The 22,518-nt window shown below is 29.6% G+C and carries 20 protein-coding genes; 4 read left to right on the forward strand and 16 right to left on the reverse strand.

What is annotated here, in order from left to right; translation table 11 throughout:
• The first annotated feature begins 188 nt into the window (after nucleotides 1–188).
• Nucleotides 189–1,169, forward strand: a complete 981-nt coding sequence (gene argF, locus MARPI_RS03335; RefSeq protein WP_014296187.1) for an ornithine carbamoyltransferase — start codon at nucleotides 189–191, stop codon at nucleotides 1,167–1,169.
• A 24-nt stretch (nucleotides 1,170–1,193) separates the two neighbouring features.
• Nucleotides 1,194–2,135 carry a carbamate kinase gene (gene arcC, locus MARPI_RS03340; protein ID WP_014296188.1) on the forward strand — a complete coding sequence of 314 codons (942 nt, stop codon included), beginning with the start codon at nucleotides 1,194–1,196 and terminating at the stop codon, nucleotides 2,133–2,135.
• Nucleotides 2,136–2,250: 115 nt separating this feature from the next.
• On the opposite strand, the gene MARPI_RS03345 is transcribed toward arcC, so the two are convergent.
• The 7 genes from MARPI_RS03345 to MARPI_RS03375 all read right to left on the reverse strand — a co-directional run bounded on the left by MARPI_RS03345 (nucleotide 2,251) and on the right by MARPI_RS03375 (nucleotide 11,515).
• Nucleotides 2,251–4,320 (reverse strand): metallophosphoesterase, encoded by a 2,070-nt coding sequence (locus MARPI_RS03345; RefSeq protein ID WP_014296189.1) that lies wholly within the window; start codon nucleotides 4,318–4,320, stop codon nucleotides 2,251–2,253.
• 5 nt (nucleotides 4,321–4,325) lie between these two features.
• Nucleotides 4,326–5,528, reverse strand: a complete 1,203-nt coding sequence (locus tag MARPI_RS03350; RefSeq protein WP_014296190.1) for a BaiN/RdsA family NAD(P)/FAD-dependent oxidoreductase — start codon at nucleotides 5,526–5,528, stop codon at nucleotides 4,326–4,328.
• 54 nt (nucleotides 5,529–5,582) lie between these two features.
• A complete protein-coding gene (locus tag MARPI_RS03355; protein ID WP_014296191.1) occupies nucleotides 5,583–6,281 on the reverse strand; it encodes a metal ABC transporter solute-binding protein, Zn/Mn family in 699 nt (232 codons plus the stop codon).
• Between the two features lie 93 nt (nucleotides 6,282–6,374).
• Nucleotides 6,375–6,761, reverse strand: coding sequence for a hypothetical protein (locus MARPI_RS03360; RefSeq protein ID WP_202945939.1), 387 nt, complete (start codon nucleotides 6,759–6,761; stop codon nucleotides 6,375–6,377).
• 2 nt (nucleotides 6,762–6,763) lie between these two features.
• Nucleotides 6,764–8,977, reverse strand: coding sequence for an AAA family ATPase (locus MARPI_RS10655; protein WP_014296193.1), 2,214 nt, complete (start codon nucleotides 8,975–8,977; stop codon nucleotides 6,764–6,766).
• A gap of 483 nt (nucleotides 8,978–9,460) precedes the next feature.
• The gene (locus MARPI_RS03370) at nucleotides 9,461–10,168 is read right to left on the reverse strand and encodes a nucleic acid-binding protein (RefSeq protein ID WP_014296194.1); all 708 of its coding nucleotides are present in this window, start codon (nucleotides 10,166–10,168) and stop codon (nucleotides 9,461–9,463) included.
• A gap of 153 nt (nucleotides 10,169–10,321) precedes the next feature.
• The gene (locus tag MARPI_RS03375) at nucleotides 10,322–11,515 is read right to left on the reverse strand and encodes an FprA family A-type flavoprotein (protein ID WP_014296195.1); all 1,194 of its coding nucleotides are present in this window, start codon (nucleotides 11,513–11,515) and stop codon (nucleotides 10,322–10,324) included.
• Nucleotides 11,516–11,745: 230 nt separating this feature from the next.
• On the opposite strand from MARPI_RS03375, the gene MARPI_RS03380 reads away from it, so the two are divergent.
• A complete protein-coding gene (locus tag MARPI_RS03380) occupies nucleotides 11,746–12,393 on the forward strand; it encodes a 4Fe-4S binding protein (RefSeq protein WP_014296196.1) in 648 nt (215 codons plus the stop codon).
• Nucleotides 12,394–12,427: 34 nt separating this feature from the next.
• On the opposite strand, the gene MARPI_RS03385 is transcribed toward MARPI_RS03380, so the two are convergent.
• The 7 genes from MARPI_RS03385 to MARPI_RS03415 all read right to left on the reverse strand — a co-directional run bounded on the left by MARPI_RS03385 (nucleotide 12,428) and on the right by MARPI_RS03415 (nucleotide 19,107).
• A complete protein-coding gene (locus tag MARPI_RS03385) occupies nucleotides 12,428–13,330 on the reverse strand; it encodes an MBL fold metallo-hydrolase (protein ID WP_014296197.1) in 903 nt (300 codons plus the stop codon).
• 26 nt (nucleotides 13,331–13,356) lie between these two features.
• Nucleotides 13,357–14,244 carry a GGDEF domain-containing response regulator gene (locus MARPI_RS03390; protein ID WP_014296198.1) on the reverse strand — a complete coding sequence of 296 codons (888 nt, stop codon included), beginning with the start codon at nucleotides 14,242–14,244 and terminating at the stop codon, nucleotides 13,357–13,359.
• Between the two features lie 22 nt (nucleotides 14,245–14,266).
• A complete protein-coding gene (locus MARPI_RS03395; protein WP_041638477.1) occupies nucleotides 14,267–14,896 on the reverse strand; it encodes an N-glycosylase/DNA lyase in 630 nt (209 codons plus the stop codon).
• Between the two features lie 10 nt (nucleotides 14,897–14,906).
• Nucleotides 14,907–15,575: a DUF554 domain-containing protein gene (locus MARPI_RS03400; RefSeq protein WP_014296200.1), complete on the reverse strand. Its 669-nt coding sequence runs from the start codon at nucleotides 15,573–15,575 to the stop codon at nucleotides 14,907–14,909.
• Between the two features lie 22 nt (nucleotides 15,576–15,597).
• A complete protein-coding gene (locus tag MARPI_RS03405) occupies nucleotides 15,598–16,518 on the reverse strand; it encodes a diacylglycerol/lipid kinase family protein (protein WP_014296201.1) in 921 nt (306 codons plus the stop codon).
• Between the two features lie 68 nt (nucleotides 16,519–16,586).
• Complete coding sequence (locus MARPI_RS03410) at nucleotides 16,587–17,231, reverse strand: anaerobic ribonucleoside-triphosphate reductase activating protein (protein ID WP_014296202.1); 645 nt, start codon at nucleotides 17,229–17,231, stop codon at nucleotides 16,587–16,589.
• A gap of 4 nt (nucleotides 17,232–17,235) precedes the next feature.
• Nucleotides 17,236–19,107, reverse strand: coding sequence for a ribonucleoside triphosphate reductase (locus tag MARPI_RS03415; RefSeq protein ID WP_014296203.1), 1,872 nt, complete (start codon nucleotides 19,105–19,107; stop codon nucleotides 17,236–17,238).
• Nucleotides 19,108–19,329: 222 nt separating this feature from the next.
• Here MARPI_RS03415 and MARPI_RS03420 point away from each other — a divergent pair, with 222 nt between their 5' ends.
• A complete protein-coding gene (locus tag MARPI_RS03420; RefSeq protein WP_014296204.1) occupies nucleotides 19,330–20,463 on the forward strand; it encodes an amidohydrolase in 1,134 nt (377 codons plus the stop codon).
• Between the two features lie 52 nt (nucleotides 20,464–20,515).
• Here the strand turns inward: MARPI_RS03420 and MARPI_RS03425 are convergent, their stop codons facing one another.
• Together MARPI_RS03425 and MARPI_RS03430 are read right to left on the reverse strand one after the other, a co-directional pair.
• Nucleotides 20,516–21,466, reverse strand: coding sequence for an ABC transporter permease (locus MARPI_RS03425; protein WP_014296205.1), 951 nt, complete (start codon nucleotides 21,464–21,466; stop codon nucleotides 20,516–20,518).
• Complete coding sequence (locus MARPI_RS03430) at nucleotides 21,463–22,512, reverse strand: ABC transporter permease (RefSeq protein ID WP_369804767.1); 1,050 nt, start codon at nucleotides 22,510–22,512, stop codon at nucleotides 21,463–21,465. The genes MARPI_RS03425 and MARPI_RS03430 overlap by 4 nt, the downstream gene beginning before the upstream one ends.
• Between the last annotated feature and the right edge of the window lie 6 nt (nucleotides 22,513–22,518).

Here is a 22,518-nt window from a genome sequence, read left to right on the forward strand (position 1 = left end):
AGCATACTCACGCATACTCACGCATACTCAATCATACTTACGCATACTCAAAATAATAAATTATAATCATGAAATTTTCTTCATACTGGTTAAATTTAAAAAGATTTTTCGTTTTGAGAAAATCTCTTCAAGATGTATAATACATCTGAAAGGTTAAATACTTTTAAACATAAAGGAGGAGATTTAAAATGCCAGTAAATTTAAAAGGAAGAAGCTTATTATCATTAAAGGATTATACACCAGAAGAAATAAAATATTTATTAGATTTAGCTTTTGATTTAAAATCAAAGAAAAGAGCAGGTATTAGAACAGAAACATTAAAAGGAAAAAACATTGTTTTAATTTTTGATAAAACATCAACAAGAACAAGAACAGCTTTTGAAGTAGCTGCATTAGACGAAGGAGCACACGTTACATTCCTTACAAACAGTCAAATGGGTAAAAAAGAATCTATCGAAGACACTGCAAAGGTTTTAGGAAGAATGTATGATGGTATTGAATACAGAGGATTTGAACAAAAGGTTGTTGAAGATTTAGCTAAATATTCAGGTGTTCCTGTATGGAATGGTTTAACTGATGAAGCACATCCAACACAGGGATTGGCAGATGTTATGACAATGATGGAATTCATCCACAAACCATTAAATGAAATGAAAGTTGTATTTATTGGAGATACAAGAAATAATGTTGCAAATACATTAATGAGAATTTCTGCGAAAATGGGAATGCATTATGTAGCAGTAGGACCTGAAGCTTTAAAACCATCTGATGAAATGATGAATGAAGCTTTAGAAACAGCAAAAGAAACAGGAGCTGTTATTGAATATACTTCAGGTCTTGATGGAGTAAAAGGAGCAGATGTAATTTACACAGATGTTTGGGTATCAATGGGTGAAGAAGATAAAATGCCTGAAAGAGTTGAATTATTAACTCCATATAGAGTTGACATGGACTTAATTAAGAGAACAGAAAATCCAAATGTAATTTTCTTACACTGTCTCCCTTCATTCCACGATTTTGAAACAAAGGTTGCAAGAGAAGCTAAAGAAAGAGGTCTTGATATTAGAGAAGTTACAGATGAAGTATTTAGAAGCAGACATTCAAAGGTATTCGATCAGGCAGAAAACAGAATGCACACAATAAAGGCTATTATGGTAGCTACATTATAAAACACCGCAAAAGGGGGAATTTACATGAAAAGACTCGCAGTTGTAGCCATAGGAGGTAATGCAGTTAACAGACCTGGTGAAAAGCCAACAGCAGAAAACATGTTTAAAAACATCAGAACAACTGCATCCTATCTGGCAGACATGATTGAAATGGGTTATGACCTGGTAATTACACATGGAAATGGTCCACAGGTTGGAAATTTGTTATTACAACAGGATATTGCTAAAGATACTATCCCACCATTTCCTATGGATGTATTGGGGGCTATGACACAGGGATATCTCGGTTATATGATTGTACAGGAATTGAAAAACATATTAAAGGAAAGAAACGTTGAAAGAGATGTTGCAGCAGTTGTTACTCAAATTGTTGTAGATAAAAATGATCCTGGATTCCAGAATCCTTCAAAACCAGTTGGTCCATTCTATAGTGAAGAAGAAGCTAAAAAAATGATGGAAGAAAAAGGCTGGATCTTTAAAGAAGATGCAGGAAGAGGATGGAGAAGAGTTGTTCCATCACCAATTCCTCTTGACGCTGTTGAAAAGAACACGATAAAAGAATTAATAGAAAAAGATGTTATTGTTGTAGCTGGTGGCGGTGGAGGAATTCCTGTAATTTATGATGAAAATGGTGAATTAAAAGGTGTTGAAGCTGTTATTGATAAAGATAGAGCATCTGCATTATTGGCAAAGGAATTAGGAGCTGATGAATTTATTATCTTAACAGCTGTTGAAAAGGTATATATTAACTTCAACAAACCTGATCAAAAAGCATTAGACACATTAACAATTGCAGAAGCTGAAAAATATATTGAAGAAGGGCACTTTGCTAAAGGAAGCATGTTACCAAAAGTAGAATCATGTATTTCCTTTGTAAAGGACACAGGAAAACCTGCATTAATTACAGATATGGAAAAATTAAAAGAAGCTCTTGAAGGAAAAACAGGAACAAAAATTGTACCATAATAAAAAAGCGAGAGATATAAACTAAAACCATTGTCTGGATTGTGAATCTCTCCCTCTCCCCACAATCCAGGCCCTTTTAAAACAATATCCGGCAAGCTCAAAGCTTGCCGGTTTTTTATTTTATTTTTATTTCAAAAGTATCGATAATTTTATGGTGTTTTGTAATTTTTTCAGTATTAAGTTTATCGACAATATGGCCAACACCAATAACTTTAAATATAATTTTATCCTTTTCCACTTTTGCAATTATATAATGATATTCTCCATAATCAAGTTTTACCGTTGTTGGCTCTATATCTTTTTTATGTTCAACCTCCAAAGGAGCTCCCCCACCACCGGTAATAACATATATTATTCCATTCTTTTCATGTCTTTCATAACTGTGAACATGACCGTTAAATACAGCTTTAACATCATATTTTTCAAACAACGTTCTCCATATTTCTTCTAAATGTCTTTCTGAAGTGCTATAATAATCTACTGCATTATTCCAGAATGGATGATGGAAAAACACCAACTTTGTCGTATTTTTATTCTTTTCAAAAAGTTCTTTTAACCATTTTAATTGGGCGTCTTCCAGTTGCTTTGTACCAATTGCATTTGAATCAAGAAATACAAATAATAATTTTCCATATTTAAAAGAATACCATCTTTTATCATAATCTCCACTGCCTTGTGGAAGATAAAATGCTTCATAATAATATGTTGAATTTCTCTCATGATTTCCCAATAGTGGATAATATACTGATTTTTCAGCCAGATTAGATATTTCATTAAAGAAATGATCCCAATCAGGTAAGTAATCTCCTTTTTCAACAAGATCTCCAACATTTATTACAAATTCTGGATTTTCTTTAGCTATTTCATCACACACCATTTTATGTAGTTCATGATATGTTCTGGTATCTCCATAAACTGCAAAGATTAAATTATCTTCATTTAATGATTTTGTTTTAAATTCACCAACGGTTTTTATATTTGCAGGTACAAAATAATTATTAATATTCACCTCATAAACATATTTTTCCCCTGGAACTAATCCTGTTATTGGAACATGTTGTATTGTCATTGGATTTTTCACATAAATGGTTTTTATTAATTCGCCACGATTATAAACTTTAATATCTGCCGTTGCTGCAATCATAGTTTTCCAGTTTAGAATTACAGAATTTTCTGTGTGATTTGTCAAATAAACTGGCCATATATATATGTTTTTATTATAAATTGGGGACGTTTTCAATTCAAGAAATTTTTCAGGATTTTCTATTTTGATCTTTTTATTTGAAAAACCGGAATTTTGAATGGAAATATAATATCCTGACTCTACATTGCTAAATGAAAATTCGCCTTTGGAATTTGTATAAGTCAATGAAATCATATTTTCATCTGAGTCATATAATACAACTGGCAAATTTGCTAATGTACTTATCTTCTCAAATGGAATGATTTTTCCTTTAAATGTTTCCTCAGCATTTAAAATTTCTTTTCTTGTATCTTCTATATTTTTACTGATATATAATCTTCTTGAAAATACCTTTTCTTCATCTGGATTTATATATACTGGCTTATATATAACTGCTCCGAAATTTTTAGTAAATAATGTTCTAAATATTTTCGTATTTTCCGAAGATATACTATAAGATATAAAATTTTCCTGAATTTCCAATACCTTTTTTCCACTTTCATTTGTTTTAATTATTATTGGGAATAATTCTTTAAAAGAGACTATGTCCTTTAACATTATTTTTATTTTCTTAGAAGATTTATTGTATATATAATTTTTTATCTCTATATACTTTTTATTATCTCCAAGGTAGTATTCCTGAATATTTCCATCATTCATTTCAAATTCTATTTTTGCATATTTGTTTGTTTTATATAATTTTATTTTTAATGGAGAGGATATTTTATTTTGAATAAATATCTTATATTCATCTATTAATGTTCTTTTTGTTTCATTGTCATAAGCTTCTATAATCTTTCCAGCCAATCCATCATCTCTATCCTTTGAACCAATTACAACAGATATATAATCATTTGCTATTATATAATCACCTGTTTTTGCTTTTGAGAAAAACGGTAAATCATAGATATTAATATCTGAAATCACATAAATATTAACTCTGGCAAATATACTTACCGAAATAATTAACAATAACATAATTAAAAACTTTAATTTTCTCAATTTTTTCAGCCTCCCTTTTCAATAATATTCTTAGCTGCAATATATGCTGATGAAAATGCCCATTGCAGGTTATATCCTCCTGTGTAGCCATCAACATCAACAACCTCTCCTATAAAATATAAATTTTCTACCAATTTTGATTCCATACTTTTTGAATTAATCTCTCTGGTGTCAATTCCCCCTTTAGTTACCATTGCAATGTTAAAATCACCTATTTTTTTCACTTTAAATTCATGATTAACAAGATATTGTATCACATTATTCCTTTCATGTCTAGAGAGATTATTTAATCTTTTATTTTTATCGATATTTAATATTCTAAACATCACAGCAATAAATCTTCTGGGAAAACGAAACTCTTTTTTCAAAAAATCGTATAATAACATATTTTTATTTTGATTGGATTTTTCAACAAAATATTTACGAAACTTTTCTTCATTATCAAAATCAACAAAGGAAATCTGAATTTTATCTCCATCATTTAAATATCTGGAAAAATTCAATACTACCGGACCTGAAAAACCTTTATGAGTAAATAATAAACTGCCATACATCTTATTTTTTGCTTTTTTTATCCATACATTAATAGAAATTCCCGCAAGATCTACAAATGGATAATTCTCTATCTCAATCGGGGTTAACGCTGGTCTGGGAGAAATTATTGTATGCCCAAAACTCTTTGCAATTTTATATCCATCTCCCGTACTTCCAGTCATTGGGAAGGATTTTCCACCTGTGGCTACTATTAAATTTTTTGCATTGAATATCCCGGATTCTGTATATACCTTAAAATATTCATCAGATTTAATAACCTTTTCAACCTTTGAGTTATATATAATTTCATGTTTTTTATCTTCAAGATATTCATCTAAAAGATAATTTAAAATTTCTTTTGCTCTCATTGATTCTGGAAATACCTTTCCAGAATCGTCAATATAAAAATTTATTTCAAAAAAATTAATTAAATCATCATTTGAAAAGGCATATATGGCTTTTTTTACAAAATTCTTTTTCTCACCGTAATGTGTAATAAATTCTGTAATTTTACCTGTATTTGTTATATTACATTTTCCTCCACCTGAAATTAATAATTTTCTTCCAGGTTTATCCTTTTTTTCTAATATAAGTACTTTTTTATTTTTTAAATTTATTCCTGCAAATAATCCAGCGGGTCCTGCTCCAATAATGATTACATCATATATTTCCATTTATAATTACCTCCATATTTTTAAAAATTGGACAGTCATTTGACTGTCCAATTTTTATTTTTCAAATTCTTTAAATATTGATTCATAAAAATCAATTAATGTGGAGTAATTCGTTGCAAATACATCTATTTTTATCTTTAAATTAGGCAATGCTTTTAAATTTAAATTATGGTAATCAACATTTGTCACCAGTGTATCTGAAGCGGTTATTATATAATCTTCCTTAGGAGTTTCATATTGAATTTTATATCTCTTGTAGAAATGTATCAACAATCCGTTAAGATCTATAACCTTCAATTGTTTTTTATCGACTATTTTGGCAAAATTATCTGACATCGATATTAATTTCTGTGTCATTTCAAGAAGGTTATTTCTATAATTCATCGCATTTTCCGGATCTATTTTTTCTAATTTCTTTTCTATCTTATACGCAATTACAACAGAATATAATGGATCTGTCCATAAAAAAGGGTTTTCATTATATGGATAAAATAATACACCTTCTGATAATACCACTTTTTGAATATTTTCAGGCGTTTTTATTTCATCATTTAAAAGTATTACGAGATCAACATTATCTGTTATACTATATTTTTTAGAAAAATCAGAATTGGTTTTAAATAAACTGGTAATAGTTGAATCAGGAGCCAGTTCTTTTGTAATTAATTCGAGTGGTTTTATCGATGTAACTATGTTTAATCCATAAATTATAATGTTTACTGAAACAATAAATAAAAACAGAATTTTCTTCATATACAAACCTCCATAAATTTTCTATCCACAGAATTTTATTATATCATAAAACCTCAAAATAAAGAAACTAAATAATCCCTCTTTATAGAGGGATTATTCAGACTTATGATTATTAATTTTTCTTATTTTCGCTATTCTATCTGGATTAAGATAATTTAAACAGCAACCAGAACCAAACATTCTAACCTCTGCATTTATACTTTCTTCGTATTTTACAATTTCATCATATTTACTACATTTATTATCTTCTGTTAAAAATTTGCATTGTTGTTTTTCTTCATCCCACTCTCCATAAAAACATGGTGTGTGTTTACAACAGTATCCACATTGTACACAGGGGGGACATACTTCTGTATGCTGCATTTTGTCAAATACTTCCTCAAAATCATCAAAATCATCAAAAATTTCAAAATCATCAAAAAACATAAAATCACTCCACTTATTTTTTTTAATTATAATAGAATTTAAATACTTTTCCATTGCTAAACATTTACAAAAAACTTTTCAACGTTGCATTTTCTTTCAAATAGTGCTTTTTTTGCAAGTTTATCAGCAATTTCATTATAGTTGTTCCCGCTATGTGCTTTAACCTTCCTAAATATAACTTTTAAAGTATAATCATTTATATATTTATCAAATAATTCCTTATATCTTTTTGTTAAATAATTATTTGTCTTCCAATATCCCAAAGCCCAATTTTCAATCCCGGAATAATCATAATATATTTCCATACATTCAACATGATTTTGTTTAGCATATTCCAGAGCTATTAATGTTGCTATAATCTCTCCGGAAATATTTCTATATTTTAATAATTCTTCATTTTCACCATAACAATAATATTCACCTATGTTATTATCGTCTATAATCACAATTCCTGAACCATATCTTTTAATTTTATTATCATAACTTCCATCAACATATGCTTTAATACATTTATTGTTACTTTTAATTTCGTTATTTATCTCTTTTATTTGTATTTCACCTTTATTGAACAAATTAAGAAATTCATTTGCAACATTTTCATTGGTGCTTTCAATTATTTTCAAAGTGGTTGCTTCATATTTTTTGTTGTAATATAATTGAACAATTAAAAAGTCATTTTCCTTTTTTAAATAATAGACTTCCTGATATTGAAAATGTTTTACCCCAATTATCTGAAATCCCTCATTTGATATCATATTTCTAAATTCTTCGTATATATGCTTTGTTCCTTCGTCTTTAAAATATAAAGTATATTCAATTTTTATATTTTTCGAAATTTTATAATCCGTTAAAACCTTTATTTTATTCCAGTATCCACTTCTAAATGCAGGGATATTCTTTAAATATACCTTCTTTTTTGAACGCGTTATTGAAGTATATAACCATCTAAAGTATTCTTCAGTTTTATAATTATTATAATAGCGGCAATCTACATATACTGTATCCCATTCTCCTCCCTGAGCTTTATGAACTGTAACAGCATATCCATACTTCATATGCAGGGCATTAAAGTAAGGATTGCTTTTCAATTTTTCAATGATATCAAAATTAATATTCTTTACATCATCACCCAATATATATTTATATAATGCATAATACGTTAAATTATCAACGCTTAATTCTTTTGCTTTTAATGCATTTCCTAAAATCCAGACATCATATGTTTTTTCTTTTGAGTTTATTTTTTTTAGAGAAAGCTTATACAATTCAATTGGTATCACAAATTTATTCTTTATCTCCACATTCTCAGAAATATAATCATATATCTTAACAACTTCAAAAAACTCGCCATTAAAAACCTTGCCAAAAAATTTTGAATTCTTTGTATTTAATAGAATATCACCAATTTCAATATCTCTGAAATATCCCAATTTTTTTCTAATTATTTTATTATATTCAAGCGCTATTTTATTAGTTGAACATAAGATAATTTTATCCTTTAAATTTCCATTATTTTCCATATAATTTTCTATTATATTATCTTCTCTAAGAAAGTCATTTTCAAATACAAAATCTAAAAAATAATAGTTTTTTCTTTTTATTTTTTCCTTTAATATATTTGAATTCTTTAAAATTCCACTCTCTTTTTCCTGCCTAACAACATCTTCAAGGAATACCTTATTTCCTTTCAAATTAAATTGTTTTTCTAAATATACTCTATTTAAAGCTGGAGAAAATGATGAATTGACTGGAGGTAGTTGATTTTCATCACCTAAAAAAATAATTTTGTTATTTGAACCGTAATTAAACACATAAGATATTAAGTCTGTTAATAATTTTCCGCTTCCAAAAACTAAATGCCCATCATCTATTCCTTTTGAATCAGAAATCATAGAACTTTCATCTACTATAAAAATCATATCTTCTTTCCAATCTTCCTTTAAATTAAAAAACACCTGAAATATATCTTCTTCAAAATTAATTCTTTCATGACTAAAATCATATATAACACTATGAATAGTATATGATTGAAAGCCTGATTTATTCGATAATATATCAGCAGCCCTTCCAGTTGGCGCCAAAAAAACAAAATCTTTATTCTTTCTTTTTAAATATCGTGCAAATTGAGAGATTAAAAATGTCTTACCTGTTCCGGCACTTCCCTGAACAATAAGAAAATCCTTTTGATTATATAAAAATTTATCCAATTCTTCTGCAACAAAACTCTGGTCTTTTGTTAAGTCAAAATCATATAAAAAATCTATAAACATTATTATCACCTGTTTTTATATTTTTTTAGTATATCTATTAGGTTGTCCAATAATTAAAAACGCTCAAACCTTGATTGCAAATCTTCAAAAATAGCTCATTCTCACCGGTCGCTGCAGACTCACGTCCATGTTCGTCATTTTCGTTGTAGATTGAAAAAAATAAAAGTTCATTCATACGACTTGAGCACTAATCCTCAAAAACTGCTCATATTCGCTGGGGCGCTCAGATTCCCCATCCCTGGGGAAGCTTCGCTCAAAAAAACATCCTGTTTTTTTGTCCCACTTCATTCGCAGTTTTTTTCGGGTGCTCTGCGAGTATTCATTCACTTTTATTTTTTTCAATCGTTTGTAATTTTGCCTCATGCAATCTGCGAGTTTTCGCTTTTTTTAATTATTGGACATCATATATATCTATTTTTATAATCGTAAAATCCAACTATCTTAATTATAACATAAAAAAGTCCCGGTTTCCCGGGACTTCCTTCACCATCTTGGAGCTCTTGGTCCATAATAGTTCCAATCATCGTGAGGGTATTTTGGTGTATATCCTGGTATTTCATTGTAATATCCTGAACCTGGATAATTATAATTCATCATGGGTCTTTCCCATGCACCCATAGGTGTTCTTCCATAATAATTCATAGGTATTCTGCTACCAGGTCTTCTAAAATTATTATTATATGGTCTTCTAACTGGTGGTTTATTTGGTATTGGATTATATCCAAATGGTTTTCCTGCATATGGTCTAACATTTGCCCTTACAGCAGTTCTTCTGAAAAACTGATTTCTATTATATACTTCTTCTCCATTTACCTTTGCTTCAACAGGTCTGAATATTTTTTCATCTTTAAATTCTGCAATCCAACCTTTTAATTCTACACTGTCACCTTCTTTTAGATCTACAGCATATCTTGCATTTACATGTACTATGTAGCTATTTCCATCTTCTGTTTTTACAGTTACAAACAATATTCCTGGAAAATCTTCTTCTGTTGAAATACTTTCAACTGTTCCTTTTACTTCAATAAGATTTTCATCATTAAGCCAATATCCACCTTTCACCTGCTGGTAACGTTGATAAACTGGAGCATTTAGTGGTTGATATGCTCCTGGCAATGCTGCACCTCCAAATGCAAAGATTGAACCTGCCATCAATCCGCCAATCAATAATGTTGTTAAAAACTTTTTCATAGTAATTCACCTCCATAATTTTGGTTCTTTATTTTATTTATTTTCGACACCATTATAATACCTTATAAACCTTAAAGAAAACTTAGAACTTACTTAGAAAAAACTTAAAAAAAATCCTCTGCAAAAAATGCAGAGGATTTAAATTCAACTTATTCAATTTTCTTTTATTCTTTTTGCCATTGCTTTAGCCAATTCTCTTAATTTTTCATAACTTTCTTCTTTAGCTGAAAATTGGACTTCAACTGGATCTGCAACCATTTCCCATTTGTTTTTATTAATGTATTCTACAATACCTTTTACTCCACCGCCACTCCATCCATATGTTCCAAATACTCCAAATACCCTGTTTTTAATACCTTTATGGGCTAAATTTATAATTACCTTTTCCATTGGTGGAAAGATATCATTATTATATGTATTTGTTCCTAAGATTACACCTTTAAATCTCCATATTTCATTTATAATATATGATTCATGAGTATTTGACGAATTCATAACTCTGATATTTTTAATTCCTTCATCAGCAAGGCAACGTGCAATATAGTCTGCCATTTTTTCTGTATTTCCATACATAGTTCCGTATACTATTACAACACCTTCTTCTGTTTCATATTTACTCCATTTGTCGTATAATTCCAATATTCGGCCAGGGTTACTTCTCCATACAGGACCATGTGTTGGTGCAACTATTTCAATATCAAGTCCTCCAACCTTTTTCATTGCTCTTTGAACCATTGGACCAAATTTTCCAACTATATTAGAATAATATCTTCTTATTTCATTTTCATAATATTCAATATCAACTTCATCATCAAATACCCCACCATCAAGTGAACCAAAACCTCCAAATGCGTCACCTGTAAATATTATTTTATCTGTTATTTCATATGTCATCATTGTTTCTGGCCAGTGTACCATAGGAGTTAAAAAGAATTTCAATTTATGTTTTCCTAAATCTATTTCATCTCCATCTTTAATTTCATATAGATTATCTTCAATATCATATAATGCCTTTAAAAATTCAAATGTTTTTTTGTTACCAACTATTTTCATTTCAGGAAATTCATGCATTATTGTTTCAATTGCTCCTGAATGGTCAGGTTCCATATGATTAATAACAAGATAATCAAGTTTTCCACCATCAAGAATATCATAAATCTTTTCAATAAATGCATTTACCTTTGAAATTTTTACAGTATCAATTAATACATTTTTTTCATCTTTTATTATATATGAGTTATAAGTTACACCTTTTGGCAATGGCCACATATTTTCAAATAAATGTGTGTCTCTATCATTTACACCTACATAATAAATTCCATCTGTTATTTTTAGAATTGTATCCATAATAACCCCTCCTAATTGAATTGATTTTAAATTTAAACATATTCTATAGAAATTATATCATATATTTAAGATAGTTGTGTATAAGTAATCGTTAATTTTATGTTTTAATTTAGACAAAAAATATCTGATTATATTCATTCTAACCGTGATTTTAATCACACATTTATATATATGTGAACATATATAATATATATAGGAAAATTTATAATATGCAGAAAGGAGCGTTTTTTATGAAAAAAAAGCTTAGTTTAACAATTATTTTGATGTATATTTCACAAATTGCGTTTTTTATATTATTTTTTATGCTTTTAAAGAATCATAAGCTTGTAAAATGGATGTTTGTATTTGTAGCTGGTTTATTAATTTCTCCATTTTTTGGCCGCTTTTATTGTGGGTGGGTATGTCCTATAAATACTGTATTTAAACCTATAGATTTTATATTTAAAAAACTTAAAATTAAACGTTTTAAAGCTCCTGCATTTTTAAAATCAAAGATTGTAAGGTATTTTATGTTAGCATTGTTTATAGGCGCTTTTGCGGTTACAAAAATGCTTAAAATCAAAGTAAATATTTTATTGTATATTATAGGGACAGCTACATTAATTACTTTATTCTTTGAAGAAGAATTATGGCATAAACACCTCTGTCCTTATGGAACAATGCTTAGCTTCTTATCCCAAAAATCCTTCACAAAATTGAAAATCGATGAAGAAAAATGTATTGGCTGTGGATTGTGTCAGCAGGTTTGTCCAACAAATACAATTATAACCCTTGATAGTAAAAAAAGGAAAATAGAAGCAAGAGAATGTTTAATGTGTTTTCAATGTCAATCTGTTTGTCCTGTTAATGCTATTTCTCTTAAAAGTTTTAAACAATAATGCAATAAATAAAATAGCTACGGTTAAACCGTAGCTATTTTATTTTCCAGTAAACTGTATTATTTTTTACTATTAAGTCTATTTTTTTATTATCTCTTAAATGTCCAAGATACCCCATTATTGTAGTATTATATAAATAATATAATGTTGCATTTGTTATATTTAAATCATAACTATATAATAAGTAAGATACTATTTTTTCTGTGCTCTTTTCTGTATCCACAAATTCAAGGATTTTATTTTCTATTTCTTTTATTCTTTCATAATTTTTCTCTGCTAATGATTCTATATCTTCTATTAAAGTTCCATGAGCCGGAAGATAATATTTATAATTTGTTTCTTTCAGTTTTAATAATGTTTTTTTTGCATTTTCTATATTTACATTAACGGGTATTTTATGTTTTTCCAATAATTCTTCTGAAATTAATGCATCTCCACAGAATAATACATCTTCATAAACTATTCCCTTTTGAAATTCTGTATGACCATCAAGACGAATTATTCCTATTTCAGCATCTTCTACTTTCACAGTATTATCATCCATTCCAATAATATCCGTTATTTTAGATGGTTTTGCCAATAAGAATTTATTTCTTAAATCTCTTACAGGATATGCTCCCGAATAGAGAAAATAAGGCAAAAATATTGGATTTTCTATTATGCTCATTTCAGCTCTTGTTGAAATTATTCTTACTTCTGGATTGTGCTTTTGTATAAAGTGATTACCACCTATGTGATCCGCGTGCATATGTGTATTAATAATGTATTTTACCTGAAAACCATTTTCCTTTAATATTTTTACTATTCGTCTTCCTTTTGAATCATCACTACCACTATCTACAATTAACACATCATTATTATCGTTTATCCTTATTACACCAATATTTGTTGTATCGCTAATGTAATATACATTTTCCGTTATTTTATGAAATTCCATAATTCCCACCTTTCTTATATATAGAATTATTTATATATAATTCTATTTCTTCCTTCTTTTTTAGCTTCATATAAATTATCATCTGCAATTGCAAGAATCTGATCTATGTTATATTGACCATTATTTCTGGTTGCTCCTATACTTACAGTAACTTTTATTGATTGTCCTTCAAAGTTAAAATCATACATATATATTATATTTCTAATTTTTTCCAATATTTCAAGAGCCTGTGATTCTAAAATATTTCCTTTAAAAAATATTAAAAACTCTTCTCCACCAAATCTTCCAAATTCTCCAAAATCACCTACAATCTCTTTTACAATTTTCGCAAATTCACTTAATACATAATTACCGGCTAAATGTCCATATGTATCATTTATTTTTTTAAAAAAATCGAGATCAAGAATTGCAATAATTGGATTATTTGATAATTCGTTTTTCAATCTGGAATAAATCTCTTTTCTATTATAGATTTTTGTTAAATCATCATGAGTAGATTCATATTCAAGTTTTTTATTTAATTCCAATATTTTTTTATACATTGATACTATTCTCTCACCAACAGAAATACGTACTCTTAATTCATTTTCATCAAAAGGTTTAATTACATAATCATCTGCACCTATTTCCAGTCCTTTTATTATATCTTCTTTATCGGTTCTTCCTGTTAGCATGATTATATATGTATAATGATCTGAATCATTTTCTTTTTTCCTTATTTCTTCACACACTTCAAACCCGCTAATGCCTGGCATAATTAAATCCAGCACCATTAAATCGATATTCTGGTTATTATGTATTTCCAGTGCCTCGTATCCATCTGATGCCACCAACACATTATAATTAAATTTCTTAAAGAAATCCTTTAAATAAAGTCTTTCAAGCTTTGAATCTTCTACAACGAGAATATTCATGGTTAATCCCCCTACCTCTCGTTTATTTATCTACATCCTTTTTTACAAGATACCATAAATATAGATCTAATTTCCCTATTGGTTCGTTAAAATATTCTTCTAAAACCTTTAAGCGTTTTTCGTATTCCAGATATCTTTTCTTAGTCCATCCACCTTTTGGAATTTCATCAATTAATTGATTTTCAAGCATTAATCTCATAATATGCTTATCTAAAATAGCAACATCTCCATACCCAATATTTCTTAAAAAATGACTTGCTTCCTTCCAACCTATTCCTTTTATATTATTAACTATAAATTCTCTAAAATGATAATAAGGAAGGAAAAACAAAGGTTTTATCTTTCCAATAATCCATCTATTAGAAACAATATATTGGGCCCTCGCTCTTGGAAATCTATGTCCAACCTTTCTTAAAGCTAATTCCAATTCATCAAGAGGAAGTTCTATAAAACCATTTATTCCTATTTCTTTTTGAGCTTTTATACCTCCTTTGGCGCTCCAATTGGCTGTAAGAATACAAAAACATAATTCAGAAAATAATTCTTCTTCACTTCCATTTTTCCCAAGTTCAACAAATTCACTCCATCGTTTTTCCACAAGTGGTTTTGCTTCATCATATATATTTTTAATATCCTCAACTAATTTCATTATTACACCTCACTCATTTAAATAAGGTTACAATCCACACAAGAATTGGCGAAACAATTAATGCCGGTAAAAAATTACCTATTCTGGCATCTTTTATTTCCAATATTTTAAATCCAAGCCCTAATACCATTAATCCACCAACTGCTACAAGATCATTTAAATATATTTCATTTGTTAAAAAAGATAAAGTAGAGGCTAATAACACTATACTTCCCTGAACTACTAAAACAGAGCCGGCAGAAATCATAACCCCTAAACCATAAATTGATGCCAATACCATTGACGAGATTCCGTCTAATAAAGATTTGGTATAGATTAACGTTCCATCTCCAGTTAAGCCTGCTGTTATAGAACCTATAATTGTTAAAGGTCCAACTAAAAATAATATAGAGGACATTACAAATCCAGTTGAAAAATCTCCTTCATGCATAGAATCTCCTATTCTTTTCAACCAACCTTCTATATCTAAAATTTCGCCTATTAACCCTCCTATTGCCATTGAACCCAACACTATAAGAAAATTATTTACTTCCATTGTCATTTTAATACCAATTCCAAGAGTAGTCAAACCAACACCATAAAAGAGAATAGTCTTTAATCTATCAGGAATATTCTTTTTTGCGAATAATCCAATTAAGCTTCCTATAACAACGGCTATAGCATTTACCAATGTTGGTATCATAACATTTCCACCCCTATCTTTTTTATTTTACCAAAACATTTAATGCTTTCTTTATAATACCAAATTCAAATGGCGAATGCCCCAGACTTTCGCCATCAACTTCAAGATATATTTTTTCCTGAGAATTTATTGATAATTTTTCCGTTCTAAAATAATCCACCCATGGTTCCTTTATAAAACTTCCATCAAATAATTTTTTAATTTTTTGAACGACTACCCATTTTGGTAAATCATTTACTATTGTTACATCTAACTTACCGTCATCCGGAATTGCTTCTGGAACCATTTTCATTCCCCCGCCACTATATTTACATATACCAACCGCCATTGAAAAAATCTTTTTATTTAAACTTTTATTTTCATATGAAATAATTGCATTTTGCGATGTATATTTAAATAAAGAAGATAATAAATTTAAAAGATATGAAAAGGAAGAACTTTTATTTTTATCCTTAGAATTATTGGTTCTTCTGGTAACTTCAGCATCAAAAAACATGCCGGCAATATTCACAAAAAATCTTTTTTCTTCCTTTTCATCATTATAATATTTTACAAACCCAACATCCTGCGTATATACCTTTTCATGTTTTAAAACATCTATTGCTTCATATATATCCACTGGAATTCCTACTGTTTTCCCCCAATCATTTCCAGTTCCCGTTGGAATTAAACCTATTAATAAATTTTCTGTTTTTTCAAATTCTTGAGAAAAAAAACCGTTAACAACTTCATTTACCGTCCCATCTCCACCTACTATTAAAAAGCGTTTATATCCATCTTTTATTGCTTCAATTGTTAAAGAATATGCATGCATTCTTCTACTGGTAAAAACTTTCTCAAAATCTATCTTTAATTCTTTTAATTTTTTTTCAATTACTTTCCATTTTTCTTTTGCTTTTCCGCCAGAAGAATGTGGATTTACTATTATATAATATTTCTTCATATTTTCCTCCTACGAAATTTTATTCACATTATATTATATCATAAAAAAATAAGGTAACCCACAACGGATTACCTTAAAATTAATTTTTTTACATTAAGATCTATTCCTTTTTTATTTATTTCAAATATCTCTGTTGAATTGGCTATTGTTATATATCCTTTTTCATCTGACAATAAAAATTCTTCAAAAAATTCAACATCTTCTTCCTTCGATAAACCAGGAACATATGTCATCCTGAATTCATAATTTATATTTAAATTTCTTAAAATGTCTATACTTTCTTTTATTTCTTTTTCAAATGAATAATTCCTGCTAATTAACTTTGTATAATTCTTAAAATCTGCTTTTATATCCATTGCCACATAATCAATTAAATTACTTTCTACAAGTTTTCTTAACATTTCTGGATTGGTCCCATTAGTATCCAATTTAACACTATATCCAAGATTTTTTATTTTACGTATTAAATCTGGCAAATCCTTATGTATTGTAGGCTCACCACCTGTAATACATATTGCGTTTAATCTTTTTCTCAAACCCTTTAATTTATTTAATACTTCTTCCTCGTTTAATTTTTTATAATCATCGGCATATGCTATTTTCCAATTATGGCACCATGAACATCTGAAATTGCAACCACCTGTATATAAAACAGCTGAAATCTTTCCCGGATAATCCACAAAACTAAACGTTCTAATACCGGCAATAATCATTTTATCATCCCCTGATAATCTCTTTATTCAATCTGAACTGTATTCTTTCCATATATTCCTGTTGTTTACCGTCATTCCAATTTTGCACTGGTCTATAATATCCCACTACACGTGAATATACCTCTGTTTTCTTTCCACAATATGGACATTCAAAATGTTCTCCTGCAATATATCCGTGATCAGGACATATTGAAAATGTTGGCGTAATACTCATATATGGCAATGAATGGTTTTCAAAAGCTATCCTTATAAATTCCTTCAATGCTTCGCCATCTGTAATTTTTTCCCCAACAAATATATGTATTACCGTTCCACCAGTCCACTTGTTTTGCAACCCTTCCTGATGTTCAAGTAAGTCAAATGGATCTTCAAAATAATTCACAGGAGGATGCACAGAATTTGTATAATATGGATTTTCTTCAGTTCCGGCATGTTTTATATCCTTAAATTCATTTAAATCTATTTTTGCAAGTCTATATGTTGTTCCTTCAGCTGGTGAAGCTTCAAGATTATACAAATTACCTGTCTCTTTATTAAATTCATTTAATCTATCAAGCATGTAATTCATTATCTCTTCAGCAAATTTCTTTCCTTCTGGATTTACTATGCCATCTTCTATTCCAAAATTAAGCAATCCTTCATGCATACCAACAAACCCTATTGTGGAAAAGTGATTTGCCCAATATTGACCTGTCAATTGATATACATTATCAAGATAAACCTTTGTATATGGATACAATCCCTGTTTCGTCCATTCTTCAACATATTGCCTCTTTATTTCCAGACTTTCCTTTGCTATATTCATTACATCATCAAGTAATGAATAAAATTTTTCTTTATTTCCGTTAGACAAATACATCAACCTTGGCATGTTTACAGTAACAACACCTATAGAACCTGTTAATGGATTAGAACCAAATAACCCTCCTCTTCTCTTAACCTCTGTTTCTTCTTTTTCTCCTTTATCTGCATTAACAAAACCAAAAGACAATTCTTTCATATGATTGATTACCTGTCTATTATCAAGTTTTAACCTACAGCACATTGAACGTGCGTCTTCTGGATTCATGTCGGAATTAATATAATTGGCGAAATATGGCGTTCCATATTTCATTGTCATTGTCATTATCATTGTTGCAACTTCACTATCCCAATTAAAATCCTTTGTGATATTATATGTTGGAATAGGAAATGAAAATGGTCTTCCATCATAATCTCCCTCAAGCATTACCTCTATAAAAGCTTTATTTATCATATCCATTTCAATCTGGAACTCGCTATATGTTTCTTCTCTTTCCTTCCCACCAATAATTACATGTTTATCCTTATGAGTAGACGGAACTGTTAAATCCATTGTTATATTGCTAAATGGAGATTGAAATCCAACCCTTGTAGGCACATTCATGTTAAATATAAATTCCTGCATTGCCTGTTTTACCTGTTCATATGAAAGATTATCGTATTTTATAAATGGTGCCAATAAGGTATCAAAATTCGAGAAGGCGACTGCTCCAGCAGCTTCACCCTGCATTGTATATAAAAAATTAACTATCTGTCCCAATGCTGTTCTAAAATGTCTTGCTGGCCCTGATGCAACTTTGCCAGGAACCCCATTAAATCCTCGCCTCAATAAGTCTTCCAAATCCCATCCAACACAATATGCGGATAAAGCACCTAAATCATGTATATGCATAAATCCCCTTTTATGATACTCACTAATTTTTTTGTTGTATTTATCATATACTTCATTAAGCCAGAATTCCTTTGTTATTTCCTGATGTATATGATTATTCAATCCTTGAAGCGAATACTGCATATTGGAATTTTCCCTAACCTTCCAATCCCTGTTTTCAAGATAATCATAAATCAAATTCATTTCCCCACCTCCATTTTTCTCTATAGCACGATATATTGTATCATATTATATGTTAAAATACAATATGTATGCATTTCCGATAATTCGGGTAGAAAAAATTCAAAATCAATATAGATATATATTAGGTGTGAATGTTAATTTTTTGTAAGAAATTAATTTGCTTTACGAATTAAAATATGATATAATCAATATAAATATCTTATTCAAACAGGAGGGATTTTTATGAAGATTTTATTTAAAGGTGCAACTATCTATCCTATTACTTCAAAACCACTTAAAGGTGATTTACTTGTTGAAAATGGAAAAATCAAAAAAATTGCAGAAAAAATAGATGAAAAAGCAGATGAAATTGTAGATGTTTCTGGAAAATTTTTGTTTCCAGGATTTGTAGATGCTCATTCACATATTGGTGTATTCGAGGAAGGTGTGGGAATGTCATATCAGGACGGAAATGAAATGACAGATCCAAACACCGCACAGGTAAGGGTAATTGACGCTTTCTATCCAGAAGATGCTGCTATTAAAAGGGCTTTAGAAGGCGGTGTAACTACAGTAATGGTTTTACCTGGAAGTGCAAATCCAATCGGAGGACAGGGAGCAATTTTAAAGTTTAGATCAAATATAGTAGATGAAATGATAGTAAAAGAACCTGCAGGATTAAAAATGGCAATGGGGGAAAATCCTAAAAGAGTTTATGGAAATCAAAACAAAATGCCAGCAACAAGACTTGGAAGCGTTGCTGTAATAAGGGAATTCTTTTTAAAAGTTAAAAACTATATGAAAAAGAAAGAAAAAGAAGATTTTAATGAATATGATTTAAAGATGGAAATTGGTGAAAAAGTGTTAAAAAGAGAAATTCCTGCAAGAATTCACGCTCATAGGGCTGATGATATATTAACAGCTATTAGATTATCTGAAGAATTTGGATTTGACGTGGTAATTGAACATGCAACTGAAGCATATAAGATAGCAGATTATATAAAAGAAAAGAATATTCCTCTTGTTGTAGGACCATTATTTGGCTTTAGAACAAAATTAGAATTAAAAGATATGTCTTTCGACTTATTAAGAATAGTAAATGAAAAAGGTATTTTAGCAGGTTTAATGTGTGATCATCCTGTATTGCATTTAGAACATGCGAATGTTCAGGCTGCTCTCGGGATGAGATACGGAGCTAAAGAAGAGGATTTATTAAAAATGCTTACCATAAATGGTGCAAAAATTTTAAAAATCGATGATAGAGTTGGTTCATTAGAACCTGGAAAAGATGCCGATATTGCAATCTGGAATTATCATCCATTTGATATTAGAGCTAAAGCTGAAAGTGTTTATATTGAAGGAAAAAAAGTATTATAACCAATAATAAAAGCGGAATCCAAATCTGGATTCCGCTTTTATTATATTAAAATTATTCCTTTTCGTATGGGATACCATCTGCTGCTGGTGGTCTTGTCTTTCCAACAAATCCGCTAACAACAATTATTGTTACCAAGAATGGTAATAAATTAAGTAAAGCTTTCATTTCTGGTGGTATATCAAGAATAGATTGCAATTGAATATTTAAAGCATCAGAAGCTCCGAAAAGCAACGCTGCCCACATTGCACCAACAGGATTCCAGTTACCAAGAATCATAGCTGCTAATGCAATAAACCCTTTACCACTTGGCATATTTTCCTGGAATTGTCCTAATTCACCTATACTTAAATATGCTCCACCAAATGCAGCTAACAATCCACTCATTAAAACACCAAAATATCTAATTCCAAATACATTTACACCCAATGTATCTGCTGCTTTTGGATTTTCACCAACTGCTCTCATTCTTAATCCCAAAGGTGTTTTATAAATTAAGAACCAGCTTAAAGCAACTGCTATAAATGCGAGATATACAAAAATACTCATTTCATCGAATATTTCACCGATAAAAGGTACATTTTGTATAGCTTCAAATTTTACTTTTGGAATCTTTGCAACAAAGTCTGTTTGTCCTGAATGTCCAAATATTGGTTCCATTAAAAATGCTGTTAAACCTGTAGCAATAAGGATTAAAGCTGTAGCACTAACAATCTGATCTGCACTCCATCTAATTGAAACATATGCATGAAGCCATGAAAATAGAACTCCAGCAATTAAAGCTCCTGCTAATCCTATCCATGGGTTACCTGTGTAAAATGTAAAAACAACAGCTGTAAATGCTCCTAATTTCATAATACCTTCAAGAGCAATATTTGTAACACCGGTAACTTCACTAAAAACACCACCTAAAGCTGCAAATATTAAAGGAGTTGCACTCATTAACATCAATTTATAAAATACCGGACTTGTTAAACTTGCAATTATAGCTTCAAATACATTCATTTAGATTCACCACCTTTTGGGGATGAAAATTTCAAAATCCATGTTCTAACAATTCTATCTGCTGCAACAAAGAATATAATAATACCTTGAATTATTGTAACTATATCATCTGGAACCCTTGCAAATTGCATGGCATTTGAACCTGTTCTTAATGAAGATATAAGGAATGCTGCAAAGATGATTCCAATTGGATTATTCTGACCAATCAATGCAATTGATATACCATCAAAACCTTTACCACCGCTGAAATCAGCAAAAATCCTATGATGAATAGCCATTACTTCCAAAGCACCTGCTAATCCTGCTAAAGCACCACTAATAGCCATTGTTAACACTATATTTTTCTTTAAAGAAATTGCTCCTGCTTCTGCTGCATAAAGATTATAACCTACCGCTTTTACTTCATAACCTGTTGTTGTTTTTTCAAGTAATATATAAACCAGAAATGCCATTACTATTGAAATAATTATACCTGATGGTAATGTATTCGCCTGAACTGTCATTAAAGGTGGAAGTTGAGCACTTTGAGCAATTTCAGGTGACTTTGGAACTCCCTGACCAACAGCTAAAGGACCAACAACAAAGTAATTTGTTAAATACACAGCTATCCAGTTAAGCATTATTGTTGTAATAACTTCATGTGCACCTGTTGCTGCCTTTAAGTAACCCGCTATTGATGCCCAGAATGCGCCACCTAAAATTCCTGCAAGCATTGTTATCGGAATAGCAAATACAGGTGAAACATTACCTAAATTTATTCCAACAAAAGTAGCCGTTATAGCTCCCATCATCATTTGTCCTTCAGCACCTATATTAAATATACCTGCTTTAAAACCAAATCCTACAGCAAGACCTGTTAATACAAGCGACATCATTTTTGAGATATTTGCTGCCCATGCTGCCTTATCTCCAAATGCCCCTTTCAACATAACCCAATATGCACTTATAGGATTTTTACCTATTAATAAAATAACAATTGCTGCTATAAATAACGCAATTATAACAGATACTACTGGAACGAGAATACTCATTGCATTTTTAGAGATTTTATT

Source organism: Marinitoga piezophila KA3, assembly GCF_000255135.1.
Taxonomy (GTDB): domain Bacteria; phylum Thermotogota; class Thermotogae; order Petrotogales; family Petrotogaceae; genus Marinitoga; species Marinitoga piezophila.

Excerpts from the sequence above, each read along its gene's own strand:
- MARPI_RS03350 (WP_014296190.1), bottom strand. The coding sequence starts at position 5,528 with ATGGAAATATATGATGTAATCATTATTGGAGCAGGACCCGCTGGATTA.
- MARPI_RS03370 (WP_014296194.1), bottom strand. The coding sequence starts at position 10,168 with ATGAAAAAGTTTTTAACAACATTATTGATTGGCGGATTGATGGCAGGT.
- argF (WP_014296187.1), top strand. The coding sequence starts at position 189 with ATGCCAGTAAATTTAAAAGGAAGAAGCTTATTATCATTAAAGGATTAT.
- MARPI_RS03375 (WP_014296195.1), bottom strand. The coding sequence starts at position 11,515 with ATGGATACAATTCTAAAAATAACAGATGGAATTTATTATGTAGGTGTA.
- MARPI_RS10655 (WP_014296193.1), bottom strand. The coding sequence starts at position 8,977 with ATGTTTATAGATTTTTTATATGATTTTGACTTAACAAAAGACCAGAGT.
- MARPI_RS03425 (WP_014296205.1), bottom strand. The coding sequence starts at position 21,466 with ATGAATGTATTTGAAGCTATAATTGCAAGTTTAACAAGTCCGGTATTT.
- MARPI_RS03355 (WP_014296191.1), bottom strand. The coding sequence starts at position 6,281 with ATGAAGAAAATTCTGTTTTTATTTATTGTTTCAGTAAACATTATAATT.
- MARPI_RS03410 (WP_014296202.1), bottom strand. The coding sequence starts at position 17,231 with ATGATTATTGCCGGTATTAGAACGTTTAGTTTTGTGGATTATCCGGGA.
- MARPI_RS03420 (WP_014296204.1), top strand. The coding sequence starts at position 19,330 with ATGAAGATTTTATTTAAAGGTGCAACTATCTATCCTATTACTTCAAAA.
- MARPI_RS03380 (WP_014296196.1), top strand. The coding sequence starts at position 11,746 with ATGAAAAAAAAGCTTAGTTTAACAATTATTTTGATGTATATTTCACAA.
- MARPI_RS03390 (WP_014296198.1), bottom strand. The coding sequence starts at position 14,244 with ATGAATATTCTCGTTGTAGAAGATTCAAAGCTTGAAAGACTTTATTTA.
- MARPI_RS03360 (WP_202945939.1), bottom strand. The coding sequence starts at position 6,761 with ATGGAAAAGTATTTAAATTCTATTATAATTAAAAAAAATAAGTGGAGT.
- arcC (WP_014296188.1), top strand. The coding sequence starts at position 1,194 with ATGAAAAGACTCGCAGTTGTAGCCATAGGAGGTAATGCAGTTAACAGA.
- MARPI_RS03415 (WP_014296203.1), bottom strand. The coding sequence starts at position 19,107 with ATGAATTTGATTTATGATTATCTTGAAAACAGGGATTGGAAGGTTAGG.
- MARPI_RS03385 (WP_014296197.1), bottom strand. The coding sequence starts at position 13,330 with ATGGAATTTCATAAAATAACGGAAAATGTATATTACATTAGCGATACA.
- MARPI_RS03405 (WP_014296201.1), bottom strand. The coding sequence starts at position 16,518 with ATGAAGAAATATTATATAATAGTAAATCCACATTCTTCTGGCGGAAAA.
- MARPI_RS03400 (WP_014296200.1), bottom strand. The coding sequence starts at position 15,575 with ATGATACCAACATTGGTAAATGCTATAGCCGTTGTTATAGGAAGCTTA.